Origin of the sequence: Sulfitobacter sp. TCYB15, assembly GCF_040435955.1 — a bacterium.
GTDB lineage: Bacteria > Pseudomonadota > Alphaproteobacteria > Rhodobacterales > Rhodobacteraceae > Sulfitobacter > Sulfitobacter pontiacus.
In genome coordinates this window covers 992,685-1,008,115 of record NZ_CP159193.1, presented here as the reverse complement: position 1 = coordinate 1,008,115, position 15,431 = coordinate 992,685, and the positions used below count along the sequence as shown (strand labels likewise).

Annotated in this window: 14 protein-coding genes; 11 read left to right on the top strand and 3 right to left on the bottom strand. The window is 58.2% G+C overall.

Translation table 11 applies throughout. The features are described 5' to 3' along the window. The first annotated feature begins 102 nt into the window (after positions 1-102). The 5 genes from ABM428_RS04865 to ABM428_RS04845 all read left to right on the top strand — a co-directional run bounded on the left by ABM428_RS04865 (position 103) and on the right by ABM428_RS04845 (position 5,371). The gene (locus tag ABM428_RS04865; protein ID WP_132997061.1) at positions 103-948 is read left to right on the top strand and encodes an enoyl-CoA hydratase/isomerase family protein; all 846 of its coding nucleotides are present in this window, start codon (positions 103-105) and stop codon (positions 946-948) included. Positions 949-1,142: 194 nt separating this feature from the next. Next, positions 1,143-2,129 carry a zinc-dependent alcohol dehydrogenase family protein gene (locus ABM428_RS04860; protein ID WP_132997062.1) on the top strand — a complete coding sequence of 329 codons (987 nt, stop codon included), beginning with the start codon at positions 1,143-1,145 and terminating at the stop codon, positions 2,127-2,129. A gap of 221 nt (positions 2,130-2,350) precedes the next feature. Further along, positions 2,351-3,262 (top strand): 2OG-Fe(II) oxygenase, encoded by a 912-nt coding sequence (locus ABM428_RS04855; RefSeq protein ID WP_132997063.1) that lies wholly within the window; start codon positions 2,351-2,353, stop codon positions 3,260-3,262. A gap of 189 nt (positions 3,263-3,451) precedes the next feature. After that, positions 3,452-5,062, top strand: coding sequence for an FAD-dependent oxidoreductase (locus tag ABM428_RS04850; RefSeq protein WP_353628218.1), 1,611 nt, complete (start codon positions 3,452-3,454; stop codon positions 5,060-5,062). A gap of 30 nt (positions 5,063-5,092) precedes the next feature. Then, positions 5,093-5,371: a GNAT family N-acetyltransferase gene (locus tag ABM428_RS04845; RefSeq protein WP_353628217.1), complete on the top strand. Its 279-nt coding sequence runs from the start codon at positions 5,093-5,095 to the stop codon at positions 5,369-5,371. A gap of 221 nt (positions 5,372-5,592) precedes the next feature. Here the strand turns inward: ABM428_RS04845 and ABM428_RS04840 are convergent, their stop codons facing one another. After that, the gene (locus tag ABM428_RS04840) at positions 5,593-6,495 is read right to left on the bottom strand and encodes a LysR family transcriptional regulator (protein WP_353628216.1); all 903 of its coding nucleotides are present in this window, start codon (positions 6,493-6,495) and stop codon (positions 5,593-5,595) included. Positions 6,496-6,608: 113 nt separating this feature from the next. On the opposite strand from ABM428_RS04840, the gene ABM428_RS04835 reads away from it, so the two are divergent. Then, positions 6,609-7,457, top strand: coding sequence for a DUF4437 domain-containing protein (locus ABM428_RS04835; RefSeq protein ID WP_353628215.1), 849 nt, complete (start codon positions 6,609-6,611; stop codon positions 7,455-7,457). 512 nt (positions 7,458-7,969) lie between these two features. Here ABM428_RS04835 and ABM428_RS04830 read toward each other — a convergent pair. Both ABM428_RS04830 and ABM428_RS04825 read right to left on the bottom strand, forming a co-directional pair. Beyond that, positions 7,970-9,340 carry a sensor histidine kinase gene (locus tag ABM428_RS04830; protein ID WP_132997068.1) on the bottom strand — a complete coding sequence of 457 codons (1,371 nt, stop codon included), beginning with the start codon at positions 9,338-9,340 and terminating at the stop codon, positions 7,970-7,972. Further along, positions 9,337-10,008: a response regulator transcription factor gene (locus tag ABM428_RS04825; protein WP_005851808.1), complete on the bottom strand. Its 672-nt coding sequence runs from the start codon at positions 10,006-10,008 to the stop codon at positions 9,337-9,339. The genes ABM428_RS04830 and ABM428_RS04825 overlap by 4 nt, the downstream gene beginning before the upstream one ends. Before the next feature lie 150 nt (positions 10,009-10,158). Here ABM428_RS04825 and ABM428_RS04820 point away from each other — a divergent pair, with 150 nt between their 5' ends. The 5 genes from ABM428_RS04820 to ABM428_RS04800 all read left to right on the top strand — a co-directional run bounded on the left by ABM428_RS04820 (position 10,159) and on the right by ABM428_RS04800 (position 15,423). Next, the gene (locus tag ABM428_RS04820; RefSeq protein ID WP_353628214.1) at positions 10,159-11,235 is read left to right on the top strand and encodes a tricarboxylate transporter; all 1,077 of its coding nucleotides are present in this window, start codon (positions 10,159-10,161) and stop codon (positions 11,233-11,235) included. Positions 11,236-11,309: 74 nt separating this feature from the next. Beyond that, positions 11,310-13,340: a tripartite tricarboxylate transporter permease gene (locus ABM428_RS04815; RefSeq protein ID WP_353628213.1), complete on the top strand. Its 2,031-nt coding sequence runs from the start codon at positions 11,310-11,312 to the stop codon at positions 13,338-13,340. An 11-nt stretch (positions 13,341-13,351) separates the two neighbouring features. Further along, positions 13,352-14,440 (top strand): 4-oxalomesaconate tautomerase, encoded by a 1,089-nt coding sequence (locus ABM428_RS04810; RefSeq protein ID WP_353628212.1) that lies wholly within the window; start codon positions 13,352-13,354, stop codon positions 14,438-14,440. A 1-nt stretch (position 14,441) separates the two neighbouring features. Continuing rightward, positions 14,442-15,257 (top strand): universal stress protein, encoded by an 816-nt coding sequence (locus ABM428_RS04805; protein ID WP_005851799.1) that lies wholly within the window; start codon positions 14,442-14,444, stop codon positions 15,255-15,257. Positions 15,258-15,264: 7 nt separating this feature from the next. Then, the gene (locus tag ABM428_RS04800) at positions 15,265-15,423 is read left to right on the top strand and encodes a hypothetical protein (protein ID WP_206338393.1); all 159 of its coding nucleotides are present in this window, start codon (positions 15,265-15,267) and stop codon (positions 15,421-15,423) included. The last annotated feature ends 8 nt before the right edge of the window (positions 15,424-15,431 follow it).

Sequence of the window (15,431 nt, the reverse complement as noted above, 5' to 3'; positions counted from 1 at the left end):
TTTATCCAAAATTTGGATCATCTCATCATAGGGGCACGAAAAAGAGCTTCGGCTCACAACTCAAGCCCTGCGCAAAACAGGGCACCACAACGGAGAGATGCTATGAAGTACGAGAATTTCACAACGTTTAGCGTCGATGTCAAAGATGCCATCGCTACCGTGACGTTCGATTATGGAACGGTCAACGTTCAGGGACAAGAGATGCTCGCCGACCTGAACAGCCTTGCCATGCGGCTTGAGCGGGACCGCGATACAAAGGTTGTAATCTTCCAGTCGGCGCACCCCGAAATCTGGGTGGCGCATTACGATACGGAGCTTCTTAAAGATATGGCGATCGAAGCCGTTTCGCGCGAAAACGCGGTATTGCTTGACCTACAAATGGTATGCGAACGGATTAGCAGGGTGCCGCAAGCGACCATTGCGAAGCTGGAAGGGTTTGCACGTGGCGGAGGCCATGAACTGGCACTGGCGCTCGATATGAGGTTCGCCGCGCGTGGCAAGTACAAGTTTATGCAAATGGAAGTCGGCATGGGCATTCTGCCCTGTGGAGGCGGCGCGTCTCGTATGGCCCGTCAAACCGGTTTGGGCAAAGCGTTGGAAATTATCCTTAGCGCAAATGATTACGACGCAGATGATGCGGAACGCATGGGCACAATCAACAAGGCGCTCGAGCCCGATGAGATCGGCCCCTACGTTGACGCGCTGGCGCAGCGCATTTCCAAATTTCCCGCGGCTTCGATTAACGCCTGTAAGCAGATGGTTTACGAATCTATCGACAAACCAATTGAAGAAGCCCTGAAGGCAGAGGCCTATTGGCTTTATCAAGCGACCAGCAAAACCCCGGCCATCAAGCGTTTCACAGTGGCTGACGAACAAGGGCTTGAGCACGACATCGAGAACCAGCGCAATTGGGGCGATCTGGTCATGAAGGTTCAAGACATCAACTAAACTCCCCTTATTAAGGGCACTACTCAAGAACCGCGCCAGTATTCACGGTGCGGTTCTTTCTGTTTGGTCGCCGTCCACGCGCAGATGACAGCATTACCTTCAAAATCCGAAAACTGAACTCCGAATTGCACCGATTACCCAAATATTCAGACGTGTTAGTTCTGTGTCAACAAACACATCGAAAGGAAAATCCGATGAAAACCATGGCCCTCTCCGAATACGGACCCAACTCCGCCTTTGCATTGACCGAGCTGCCCAAACCAACCGCAGACACCGGTCATGTGATTGTTCGCGTTCAAGCAACCAGTATCAACACAATCGACATGATGATCCGCAATATGGGCACGGACCTTGGTTTTGCCCCCGCTACACCTGCTGTTTTGGGCATGGATTTTGCTGGCACGATTGAAGAAGTCGGCGAGGGTGTGACCGGTTTCGCCGTGGGCGACGAAGTATATGGCTGCGCCGGTGGTCTGGCCAACCTTCAGGGCGCTCTGGCGGAATACATGCCGGCTGATGCACGGCTGATCGCGAAAAAGCCGAAATCCCTATCCATGCGCGAAGCGGCCGCGATCCCGCTGGTCGGGATCACCGCTTATGAGGGGCTCAAGCGGGCCGGCGTAAGCGAGGGCCAGAAGGTACTCGTGCATGGCGGTTCTGGCGGCGTCGGGCACATCGGCGTGCAACTGGCGCGTGAGTTCGGCGCAGATGTCTATGCCACCGACAGCGGCGATGAACGCCTATCTGTTGTGCGCGCTCTTGGTGCCGAAGCGATCGATTTCAAAGCGGAGTCCGTCGAGGACTACGTCGCCAAGCATACTGACGGCAAAGGTTTCGACGCGGTGCTGGATACAGTCGGCGCTGGCAACCTGACGAACTCATTCAACGCGGTCGCCTTGAACGGCCATGTGGCCACGACGCTCGCGTTGGCAGAGCTTGACCTGTCCCCCGCCCACCTCAAGGGTGCCTCGCTTCACATCGTTTTCATGCTGATCCCGATGTTGCATGACAAAGACCGTGCAGACCACGGTGCAATCCTGGCCGAACTGGCAAAGCTGATTGATAGCGGCGCATTGAAACCGGTCGTGGATGAGCCCCAGTTTACCCTTGAAGAGGTCGGTGCAGCCTATGACCGGCTTGCCAGCGGCAAGGCTATCGGCAAGGTGGTCGTGGACGTATAAAGCACCACAAGGCGCGTTCGGCATGGCGCGGCGGGCTTCGGCTCGCCGCGCCATTCGTTTTTCCGAAATAGGATTTTGATGAAAAACTGCGTCCCAACCCGAACGGATGATTATATCCATTAACCGAATTTTGATTACAAAATACGCCCGTTTATCAAGCTGAGAGAGATCAATAAGTATTGCTTATCAAACCTGCTCCAACATAAGAAGGATGCCCCTAAATGACCCTTTCATCTCTTCAACAAGCCCGTTCCATTGCGCGCCCAAGCCGGGAACAAATGCTTAACCGCGAGTTCTCTGTCCAACAATTCTGGAACCAGAACCGCGATCTGTTTGAACGCGCTTGGTCAGAATGGCAGACGGAGAACGAGGCTAAACTGCCTCAGCTCGACAGCTCTATTTTCGATCCGAAACTGCGCGCGGCCGTGGAGCAGGCTTGGGTAGATCCGACAGCCGAAGGTGCGGTCAAGGACCTGTGGGAAGAAGTGTTCCCCGGCGTCTATCGCGCGCAATTCTTTGATGTCGAACGCCTTGCGGCCCTGCGTGAATACCTTGACGGCGTTGCCGATGCGGACATCCCATTGCGCCCCCCTTACGGGATCGTGCTGAACCGTGGTGGTGCCATGCTTGACCCGCGCTCCGAAGGGTATCTTGCCGCGCCCGGGTTTCAGGGCTTCTACCGCGAGATGATGGACGCCTACATGCGGCCCGTGTCTCGTCTGCTGTTCCCTGACGTTGTAGGCTACGACACACAGACATTCGGGTTCTCTATCCGGTGGCAGGCCAGCAAAGATACGTCCCTGCGCCCTCATTCGGATGCCTCTGCGGTGACACTGAATATCAACCTGAACCTGCCCGGCGAAGGGTACTCCGGTTCGGCCGTCAGCTTCATCGATCCGGTTTCACGCCGCGTTGAAAAACTGACTTTTGAACCCGGCACCGCCCTGATCCACCACGGCAGCGTCCCCCACGCGTCCGAGCCGATCACTGAAGGCGAACGCTATAACTTTGTTCTGTGGCTGTATGGTCAACACGGACAAATTCCGCATGGCAGCACGCCGACGCCGCAAATCTCGGCCAAGGACAGGTGGTCCGTACCAACGGAAGAATTTGACAATTTCGCGCCGTTCTAAGGCCGGGTTGTCCCTTAACATAGCGATATATTCGGGCGGTTCAGGCCGCCCGAATATGCAACGGAAATAACGTGCGGCATGCCTGTAACATAAGGTTCATTGAGCGCCTGTGCATCATGCGTTTATTCTCATCAACGGGGGTTCGACGCGCCGAGAGCAACCAACAAATAGCTAAAAGGGATGCTAAGCATGGAAAGCTTTGCCAACGATCTTAGTCAGATGCAGCGGACGCCCTTGCATGCGGACCATGTCGAAGCGCTGCGACAGGTTGGAACGATACGGACCTATGCCGCAGGCGACACGATCATTCGACCCGGTGATCCGCTGGAGGAATTGCTTTATATTGAAAGCGGGGAGATAGAGGTTGTGCATCCGATTACGCAGGAGCGGACAATCGCGGCGACGATGGGGCCTTCCCAATTTACCGGTGAAATCGGGACGCTGTCCGGTGCGGTGTCAATGATCCAGATGAGGGCGTGTGAAACCTCGACAGTGATCGCGGTCCGAAACGCAGACCTGATTAAACTGATGTCCCGCATCCCCGAGATGAGCGATATTATCCTGACCGTTTTTGCGGCGCGACGCCGCGGAAACATCGAGCATGGACAAACCGAGCTCAAGTTGATCGGCGCGGATGTTGACAAGGATATTCAGAAGATCGCCGTCTTTGCACAGCGCAACCGGATCGCCGCGCAACTGATTGATCTTGAAAGCGCCGAGGCCGACGCGGAACGCACAAGCTGTGATCTACAAGGTTGTGGCCCTGCGGTGATCTTTGGCGGTGAGGTGATTTACGATCCGACGCCGGAAAAGCTCGCTCGGACGTTGGGGCTTGAGCTGGTGATCCCGAACGGCGAAGTGGTCGATGTCCTGATTGTCGGGGGCGGGCCTGCGGGCGTAGCCGCAGGGGTTTATGCTGGTGCCGAGGGACTATCTGCCGTCGTCGCAGAAGATATCGCCATCGGTGGACAGGCAGGCACGTCCAGCCGGATCGAAAACTACATGGGATTTCCAACGGGAATTTCAGGTGGAGACCTTGTGTGGCGCGGCGAAGTCCAGGCGATGAAATTCGGCACCCGATTTGCCATGCCATTGCGGATCGAGGCATTAGCCCATCGCGACGACCGCTTTTACGCCACCTGTTCAAACGGACGCGAACTCTGCGCACGGTCGATTGTGGTGGCAACGGGTGTTCAGTATCGCAAGCTGCCGATCCCGCGACTGGAAGAATTCGAAGGCGTCGGCGTTTATTATGCCGCCACAGAAATGGAAGCTCGGTTTTGCCGAAACTCGGAAGCCATCGTTGTAGGCGGCGGCAATTCCGCGGGGCAAGCGGCCATGTTCCTCAGCCGCACAGCTGCGCATGTGCATCTTCTGGTGCGCTCCGGCAGCCTTGCCGCGTCTATGTCGGATTATCTGTCGTCGCGTCTTGAGGCCGATCCGCGGATAACAATCCATTACCAAGCAGAAATTTCCGATCTGCATGGCGATGGCAAGCTATCCGCAGTGACAGTGAAAAACAAAGCCGACAGCACGCATCATCGCTATGACAGCCGCACAGTTTTTATCATGGCGGGGGCGGCGCCCAATACAGATTGGCTGGCCGGGCACGCCCCGTTGGACGATAAGGGCTTTGTTCTGACAGGCACCGAAAACGGTGGCCGATCGCCGTTTGAAACATCGACCCACGGCATTTTTGCAGTTGGCGACGTGCGGTCCGGCTCGGTCAAGCGAGTGGCGTCATCGGTGGGCGAAGGCTCGGTCGTCATGAGCGAGGTCTGGAACCATTTGAATAGCTGAACCTCAGTTGAAAATTTGACGGAGCCCCTCATGCAGGTAGATTTTGAAGACGGAGAAACAGGGGGACGCTATGTCCTCCGAACCGAGGGTGGCGAGGCCGTCTCGACCTTCTCCAAAGCTGGAGATAAGATCGTCATCATCGACCACACCGAAGTCGACGACGCCTTGCGGGGTCGCGGGTACGGGCAGATGCTTATTGAACAAATTGTCGCTGACATGCGAAAGCAAAGCAAAAAGATCGTGCCGCTGTGCCCCTTCACCGCCTCAGAGTTTCGGAAACACCCCGAATGGGCTGACGTGCTGAATTAGGCTTATATAGCGTAGCGAAACACGAACATTTTCACAAATGTAAGTGTCTCATTTTGTGAAAAAATGAGACGGTTGTTGGCGAACGCCTTGAGGTCAATCTCACGCCCAGTCCAATCAAATCCGGCCGCCATATATGCCCTGCTGAGTATATCGGGCACCATAATCCAAAACGGCGCCGTTCGGTCGTGGGTCGCAAGTTACCGGTCATTGTAAAAACCGCTTCACTGCCTCAAAGTCGGCACCTGCGCCATTTTTTGTTTGATAAACGATCTGAATTGCCGGACCCTAAGCGGCTCGATCCCGCCGGGCGGGCGCATGAAGTGAATGTTCCACTCCGGCGCGACGCTATATCTGTCCAAGACAGTTACCAGTTCACCACTTTCAAGATGCTCGGCAACTTCCCATGTACATTTGCGCGCGATGCCAAAGCCGGAAATGGCAGCTTCGGTAACACCCTCCGCAAGATTGGTCACAAAACGGCCCGCAACTTTGACGGCATCTTCCTTCCCATGAGGCCCTTTGAACTTCCAGTTTTGCAATGCATCGCGAATTACGCAGTCAAAATGAACCAGATCCTGTGGCGTTTGTGGCGTGCCCATCGCTTTTAGGTAGTCTGGCGCAGCAACCAGAATACGTGGACATGAACTAAGCTTTTGCGCCTTGAGGCTCGAACTTTCCAGAGCACCCAACCGGATAGCACAATCGAACCCGTTATCCACGATGTCAAAAACCGTATCACTAAGGTGGAGTTGCACGGTCAAACCCGGATGCATCGACAAGAATTCCGTCACAAATGGCGCAATGTACTTCCGCCCGAATGAGGCAGGGCCAGCCAATCTTAGAGTGCCGCGCAGGACTTGATTTTCGCCACTTACGTCAAGCATGGCGTCCTGCACCGTCTCGAAAATCCGCTCTGCATGTTTCAGCAAGCGCTCCCCTTCAAGCGTCACACTGACACTTCGAGTTGTCCGGTGCAAAAGCTGCGCGCCCACTTCGGATTCGAGTGCCTGAATGCGTTGCGTCGCGCTCGTCGGCGACAAACCAAACTCTGCACCGGCCTTACCGATAGCTCCCAACCGCGCTGCCCGAACGAACAATTCCAGCAATTTCAGATCGTTAATCATTATTTGCCACAGCCGAATAGTGTATTACTTTTTGAAGCCATTATCATTCGTTGGTTTCATAGTATCTCACTCCCGGCAACGAGCCAAGACACTTCACCACGAAAGTATATGACATGATGAAACACTCCGTTCTGCCCATAGCCGCAATAGCCCTATCGCTAAGTTCGCAGCAATCCTTTGCACAAGAAGCCACCGAGATCGTGAAATTTTCGGATGTTACTTATCAGCCGCTCAACCCTGCACGCGGAGACGCAGCACCTCAGGCCGGCGTGCTCTGGGGGGATATAGCCAAAGACGTGCCCACCGGTGCCATTATCAAATTCGGAGAGAACTTTTCTTCGCCGCCCCATATTCACAACATTACCTATCGGGGCATCGTTATCGAAGGTGCAGTCCACAATGATGATCCCGATGCCGCAAATATGTGGATGGGGCCGGGCTCTTTTTGGTCACAGCCGGCGGGTGAGCCTCACATCACATCTGCGGCGGCAGAGGGCGGCGCAACGATCTTTTTGGAGATCCTCGAAGGGCCATATCTGGTCCGGCCGACCGAAGAGGCTTTTGACAACCATGAACTTCCAGTGAATTTAGATTCAAGCAACGTTGTCTGGCTAAGCACGGATGATGTGACATGGATCGATCAGCCTGCCGCCAAGGACAACACGGCCGCCCCTCAGCTCGCCTACCTTTGGGGAGAGAGCAGCGCAACCAATGCAACATTCCTGAAAATTCCGGCAGGAACTTCCGGCACGCTCGAAAGCAATGCTGAATTGCTCCGCGCTGTCACAATCTCCGGCAAAACGGACCTAACCGTCCCGGAAGGTTCCACAGAAAGCGATCTGGTTCCCGGCAGCTATTTTGGCTCCGAAACAGGCGGATCATATGATCTGTCTTGCCAGATCGAAGATGATTGCATGCTGTATGTGCGGGCAGAAGGCAAATACACTTTCACCGGGAAGTAATCGCAGTGCCGCGGTCGTTTGAAAGATGGCTCTAGTCCCACGTTCAAGCGATCGCGGTCCACTGGCAAAGAAAATAGCAAGCTCCTGTATCGTGCATCCGCCTGCCTTTCTGAAATCGAACAAACCGGCACGTGGATCTGTCGACTTTGGGCAGGCCAGCTTTTTAGAAAGACAATGAAGTCTTAGCCGCTCGTGATACGCCCGCTTTCACCATTGCCTTCCCCATGCTTCGCACCTGCAGCGAAGGTCCGCAATCCGCCCAAAACGGCCATTCGTGCTTTGTCGCACCATCGGAACTCTGTCGGCTTGCCGCTCCCTATGCGCCGCTTGCAGACCAAGAAACCGAATTGCATAAAGCTAAATACCTGCAAGCAAGCGAATTTGATTTAGAACGGAAAGTCTGCACCAGAACGGTAAGTCTGCACCAAACCACGACGCGGTCGACAGGATCGATGCATTTACCTATGTAACTGGGTACACGAATTTGAGTAGTAAGCGGCGCGCTGTTTGTGTCAGGGCTTTGCGACCGGCGACACCAACGGGACTTTCAACCGCACGACCAACCCCCGCTCCTGCGGCAACAGCTCGACGTCACCACCGTGACGGCGCAGGACATCCTGAACGATGGCAAGCCCAAGCCCGCTGCCCTCCCCTTCGCTCAATTGACCGAACCGTTGAAACGCGGCCTGCGTGCTGTCTTTGGGGATGCCGATGCCGTCATCTTGTACGGTCAGCACCGCATACCCCGCCTCGGCCACGGTGCTCACGCGGATCGCTGAGAGGCCTGGGCCCCCATGGGACAGCGCGTTTTCAAGTAGATTGGTGATCGCCTCACCCAGCAGCACATTGTCACCATTGATCGGTAGCGGCTCCGAACATGGCTCGAAGCCAAAGCCTATGTCCCGCGACAGGACCGTCGGGGCAAAGTCACTGCATACTTCGGCAGCGACAGCGTTAAGTTCCAGTCTATCGAATGTTGACGTCTCGTCGTAGCGCAACCGTTCGAGAGACAACAACTGATTGGCGAGCCGCGCCGATTTACGCGCGGCGGCAATCAATTCGCGTTCGCGCAGGCGACGCTCTTGCGGGTCGCTGACATCTGGCAAAACCTCGGCCAATGACAACAGTGCGGAGGCGGGGTTGCGCAGCTGATGCGCGGCGTTGGAGATAAAGACCTGATGGTCCTCAATGCTCTGGCGCACCTGCCCGAAAAGCCTGTTCAAAGTGGCGACAATACCAAAGACCTCGGCCGGGACCGGGCGGCGGATATCGCGCAGGTCATCGGGAGATCGGTGTTGGATCGCATCTTGTAAATCGTTCAAGGGGCGCAGGCCGATCTTCACCCCGAACCAGACCACCAAAGCAAGGGCCGCCATCAGGCTGGCGATCAACGCCGCCGCGCGGCGCGCCAGAGCGGCGGCAAAGGCATTTCGGTCACTGTCCCTTTGCCAGACGGTGACGATCGTATCGCCCGTGAGGTTGCCGATGGTCGTGCTCTCTCGCATCCGCAAAACCCGCACAGGCTCGCCCCGATATTCCGCCATCGTGTAGTTCAGCCGATCCTCGCCCGCCCGACCGCCAGAGACGGGGGGATAGGCATAGCCGGTGATGTAGATGCCACCTGGGCCCGTGACATGGTAAAAAAGCTCACCGCCCCCGGCATCCGAGACGAAATCCCGCGTGCTGGGAGAAAGCGCATCCCCGCCTGAGATTGCCACATCGCGAGAGATTGCCAAGGCCGCGGCCAGCAGGCTCCGGTCGAACAGGGTTTCAGAGGTGCGCTGCGCCACTTCAAAGCGCCAAAACCCCAGAACGATCGAAAGCAGCAGCAGCGGCGGCAGGATCAGCATGAACAGCCGAGAGCGCAGCGACATCGAGGTCATGCGCTGTCGACCTCCAACATATAGCCCAGCCCACGGGCGGCTTTGATGCGGATGCCGAAGGGCTCTAACCGTTTGCGAAGACGGGACACATGCGGCTCGATGGCGCTGTCTTCCTGCGCGGCCCCGGTGCCATAGACGTGGGTGATCAGTTGGGATTTCGAGACGATGCGTCCGCGCCGTTCCAACAGACATTCAAGCGTCGCCAGTTCTTTACGAGGAAAAGCCAGTGGCTGCTCCCCCTCCAGCAGCTGCCGGTTCGTGCGGTCAAAGACCAAGGGGCCAATCGCGTCGCGGGCGGCGAACTCAAGGTTTTTGCGCCGCGCCATGGCACGCAGCCGGGCCTCGAGCTCATCCATCTCGAAGGGTTTGGTCAGGTAATCATCGGCTCCGGCATCCAGCCCTGCTACTCGCTCTGAAGTCTCGGCCCGCGCGGTCAGCAGGATCACTGGCGTGCCATCGCCGCGGCGGCGCAGACGGCTCAAAACTTCCAGCCCGTCACAACCGGGCAAGTTACAGTCCAGCACGATCAGGTCAGCCCCCTCGTGTCGCAAGAAAATGTCAGCATCTTCCCCGTCATGCAGCAGGTCCACCGCATGGCCCCGATCGCGCAAGCGATGGGCAATTCCCTGTGCCAGAGCCTCATTGTCTTCGATGACTGCAATGCGCATGATTAAAACTTAATCCTGATGCGCAAGTTTCGCGCAAGGTTGGAAAGGCAGTGTGCCCGTGTTGGAGGAGGGATTCGTTCCCTGAAACAAATACGAATTACGGCAGGCGTGAAAGTCTGACCGATACAGAATGTCTACGGGAGGACACCAATGACTATCAAGTATTTCGCCGCAACCGCTGTATCTGCTGCTTGCCTTGCCGCCCCGGCGCTGGCCGAAGTCGACTTTGCAGGGAAAACCATCGAGTGGGTCATCCCCTTCTCGGAAACCGGCGGCTCGGCCAAATGGGCCAACTTCTTTGCGCCGCTCTTGTCCGAAGAACTGCCCGGCAACCCCACCGTCGTGGTCAAGTTCATGCCGGGCGCGGGTTCAACCAAAGGTGCCAACTGGTTCCAAGAGCAAGAGCATGACGAGGGCACGGTTCTTTTCGGCACCTCCGGCTCGACCCAGTTCCCCTATCTGCTGGACGATCCGCGTGTGCGGTATGAGTACAGCGACTGGAAGCCTGTCATGGCATCGGGCACCGGGGGCGTCGCCTATCTGAACCCCGCGGACGGTGAGAAATTCGATGGCACCGCCAATAACCTTAAAGACATCAACTTCATCTACGGCTCGCAAGGGGCCACGCGCCTTGACCTCGTGCCGCTGCTGGCATGGGAAATGCTGGGCATGAATGTAGAGCCGGTTTTTGGCATCAAGGGCCGTGGCGATGGCCGTCTGATGTTTGAGCGCGGCGAGGCCACGATCGACTACCAGACCTCGTCGAGCTACCTCGGTGCCTCTGCCGATCTGGTCGAAAAGGGTCAAGCCGTGCCGATGATGACATGGGGCGCGCTGGACGAAGACGGCAACATCGTTCGTGACCCCACTTTCCCCGACATCCTGACCTTTAAGGAAGTCTGCGAAGCGACCGAAGGCTGTGAGACCGAAGGTGAGGCTTGGGACGCGTGGAAAGCCTTCTTCATCGCAGGTTTTCCGGTGCAAAAGATCGCCTTCCTGCCCGCAGGGACGCCCGATGACGTGATCGAAACCTACACGGCAGCCTTCGACGCGGTGCGCAACCGCGAAGATTTCGCCCAAATCGCCGAGAAGCGCGTCGGGAAATACCCCGTCTTCGTAGGTGAAGGCGCGGCAAAGGCGACGCAGCGCGGCACGACCGTCTCCGCGGAGGCGAAGGCCTTCGTCACCAACTGGCTGCAAGAAGCCTATGGCGTTTCGCGGAAGTAAGCGAAACCCTCTTGGCCCCGGGCGCGCCCCGGGGCCACCCCCTCCCTTTAATCTAACATTTCGAGGTCGGTGCGATGGATCTGTTCGCAACCGCTCTGCCTGCGCTTGGCCAGGCATGGGCTCTAATTTTGCAACCTGTAGTACTGGGATATCTGGTGTTGGGCGTCGTCATGGGCCTGGCTGTCGGCGTCTTTCCCGGCCTCGGTGGGATCGCGGGATTGTCTCTGCTCTTGCCCTTCATGTTCGGCATGGACCCGGTGCTGGGTCTGGCGCTGATGATTGGCATGGTCGCCGTGGTGCCAACCTCTGACACCTTTGCCTCGGTCCTGATGGGCATCCCCGGTTCTTCGGCCAGCCAAGCTACGGTGCTCGATGGCTTTCCCATGGCCAAGAAAGGCCAAGCCGCGCGGGCGCTTTCGGCGGCTTTCACCTCATCGCTCTTCGGCGGGCTGGTCGGCGCGGCTTTCTTGACTTTGTTCATCGTCGTGGCGCGGCCCATCGTGTTGTCCTTCGGCCTGCCCGAAATGCTGATGATCTCGATCCTCGGTCTGTCGATGGTGGCGGTGCTGGCGGGGCGCGTAGCGCTTAAAGGTCTGGCGGCAGCGGGCCTCGGCCTGCTGATCGGCACCATCGGCGAGGCTGATGCGGGCGGCTCCCTGCGGATGGCGACCTATGACATCCCCTATCTAACAGACGGCCTGAAACTGGTGATCGTGGGCCTTGGCATCTTTGCCGTGCCCGAGATCGTATCGCTCCTGCGCCAAGACCGAGCGATTTCAAAAGAAGCCAAACTCGGCGCGGGCTGGGGCGACGGCGTGCGGGACTGGGTGGCCAACAAATGGCTGTCGGTGCGCTGCTCACTGATCGGCGTGGTGGTCGGCGTCATCCCCGGCCTTGGTGGGTCAGTCGTTGACTGGATCGCCTATGGGCACGCGGTTCAGACGACGAAGGACAAATCGAATTTCGGCAAGGGCGAAGTGCGCGGCGTGATCGGGCCGGAAAGCTCGAACAATGCGAAAGAGGGCGGCGGCTTGGTCCCTACCCTGCTGTTCGGCATTCCCGGTTCTGGCTCCATGGCGATTTTCATCGGTGCCATCGCCCTGCTGGGTTCCGGCGAGATCGAAGTCGGCCCCTCGATGCTGCGCGACAACCTCGACATCACCTATTCGATTGTCTGGCTGCTGGCGCTGGCCAATGTTGTGGGCACGCTGGTCTGCATCGCGGCCTCGGGCGGAATCGCCAAGCTGACAACGATCCGCTTCACCTACCTCGCGCCGTTCCTCTTCATGCTGATCTCCTTCGCGGCGTTCCAGTCGGGGCAGAACTTCGAAGACATTCTCGCGCTTTTCGTGATCGGCCTGATCGGTATCTTCCTGCGCCGCTTCGACTGGTCGCGCCCGGCCTTCCTCATCGGTTTCGTGCTGTCCAACCCGGTCGAGAAATTCTCGAACCAAGCGTTTCAGATCGCGTCGTTCCGGTTCCGCAAATCTTTTGAGGATGGGATGGACTATGTCTTCTCCCCCATTGTGATCGTGCTGCTGATCGTCACCGTGGTCTCGGTCGTCTTGGGCCTGCGTCAGGCCAAATCGATCATGGCTGAAGGCGATGTTCAGTCCGGCTCCAAACGCGCGCCCTTGGTCTTTTTGCTGATCATCATGGGCTACGTCGTGGCCGCGCTGATCAATGCCTCGCTAATCCCTGACTACAACATGACCGACAAGATCGTGCCGCTGGTTGTGGGGGGTATCGCCTTGGCTGCACTGTTGATCTTGCTGGTGCAGATGATCCTGCGCCCCGAAAGCGATGCGATCTTTGCCGACAAGGAAGTCTCGGGCGAGGACGCTGATGCGCCCTATGGCCTCTGGAGCACGCTGGCGTGGTTCGTGGGGTTGATCGTCGCCACATACTTCGTCGGCTTCATCCTCGCGCTCTTGGGCTTTTTGATCAGCTTCCTGCGGGTCCGCGCACAGGCGCATTGGCCGAAAACCCTGATCCTGACGGCCTGCGGCATCGCGCTGATGTGCGTCATGGCCGGGGCACTCAACCGTGATTTCCCGCCGGGTCTGCTGCAAGGCGCAGTCGATCTGCCTTGGCCGCTGAACTGAGGAGCTTAGAGATGACACAGACTGCTATCCCCTATCTCTTCATGCGCGGCGGCACCTCGCGGGGGCCATACTTCAACCGCGCGGATCTGCCCCAAGACCGCGAAACTCTGGCCGAGGTGCTGCTCGCTGTGGTGGGCTCCGGCCATCCGCTCAACATCGACGGAATCGGCGGCGGCGCGGCGGTCACCACCAAGGTCGCAATGCTATCGCCTTCGGAGGACGTTTGGGCCGATGTGGACTATTTCTTCGCCCAAGTCTCGGTCGAGGATCGGCTGGTCGATTTCAAACCGACCTGCGGAAACATCCTGTCAGGTGTTGGCCCTGCGGCGGTGGAATTGGGCCTCGTCCAGCCAACCGGCGATGTGACCGATGTGAAGATCCATGCCGTCAACACCGGGGCCAAGGTGCTCTCCAAAGTGCTGACCCCCGGCGGCGTGCTCACCTATGACGGCGACACCGAGATCGCGGGCGTGCCCGGAGCCGGAGCGGCCGTGGCGTTGAACTTCATGGGGGTTGTCGGCTCTTCGACCGGGGCGTTTTTGCCCACGGGCAATATCCGCGATACCTTTGACGGGATCGAAGTCACCTGCATGGATGTCGCCATGCCGATGGTCATCGCCCGCGCGGCGGACTTTGGCCTGACGGGGTACGAGAGCGTCGCCGAGCTTGACGCGAACAAGGATTTCTTTGCCCGTATGGAAGCCATCCGCCTTCAGGCCGGGGCCGCCATGGGCATGGGAGACGTGGCAAAATCCGTCACGCCCAAGTTCGGTCTGCTCGCCCCAGCCCAGAACGGTGGCACCATCGCGACGCGCTATTTCATGCCGTGGAACACGCACCCCTCCATGGCGGTGACCGGGGCGCAATGTCTTGCTTCCTGCGCGCTCACGCCCGGCAGTGTGGCAGACGGTCTACTTGAGCGTCCCGGCCAAAGCCCCGCCGATGTGATGCTTGAACATGCCTCTGGCACGATCGACGTGCTGGTGGATTACGACACGTCGGACGGCTTCGCGCTGAACTCCGCCGGGCTGCTGCGAACAGCCCGCAAGCTGGCGGATGGCTGTGTCTTTGTCCCCTCGCGCATTTGGGAGGGCCGCTGACATGCCCGTGATGAACCTGCTTGTCGCCTTCAACGGTTCCGATGCCTCCGTAGCCGCGCTGCGCTATGCGGCCTCGCTCGCGAAACGGCGCGGCGCGCATGTGACGGCGATCCTTGCGCATACCGCGCATGAGGTGATCGACCGACGCTCGCGCTGGATCCCCGAAGAGGCCCGCGCCCTGTTGGAGGCTGCCAACAGCGAAATCTTGGCCGAGGTCATCCGCCGGTTCGAAGAACTCCGCCCCGCCCTCGGTCTGGGCGACGCGCTGGATTTCCGCGAGGAGACCGGCCGCGTCGACATGCTGCTTTCCGAAGGCGCGCGGTACTATGACATGCTGATCGTCGGTGCCCGGACCGAGAGTGACGACGCCCATGTGACCCACCATCCTGATCGCATCGCCTTGCAGTCCGGGCGTCCGGTGATCGTGGTGCCCGCGGGCTATGACGCAGGCGCGCAGCACAGCCACGCGGCGCTGGCATGGGACGGTGGTCGCGCCGCCGCGCGGGCGCTGTCGGACAGCTTGCGCCTGCTTGAGGCCGATGGCCGGGTCAGCGTGCTGACGGTCGGCAAACGCACATCCTGGCCGATCACCGATTTGATGACCCATCTCGACCGCCACGGCGTCGAAGCGGTGCATGAGGACTTTCCGACAACCCATCCGGTTTCACAGACTCTGTTGTCCTATTGCGAGCGGCATGACCCCTCGCTGCTGGTGCTGGGTGCCTATGAGCACTCCAAATTTCGCGAAGATTTCCTTGGTGGCGTGACCGCCGAGGTGCTTGAAAAGATCAAAATCCCCGTTTTGTTGTCCCATTGAGAAGCGAATGATGACCAATTACGAGAAAATCAAAACCGCCCGCCGTGATCTGGAAAAACTGCGTGCCGAGCTGATCGCCAGCCTTAACACGCAAAAAGATCGCGACTCTGATCTGCTGATCCTGCATGAACGGGTCAGCAAAGCGATCAACGCGCTTTCACCATAAGGTGCAGG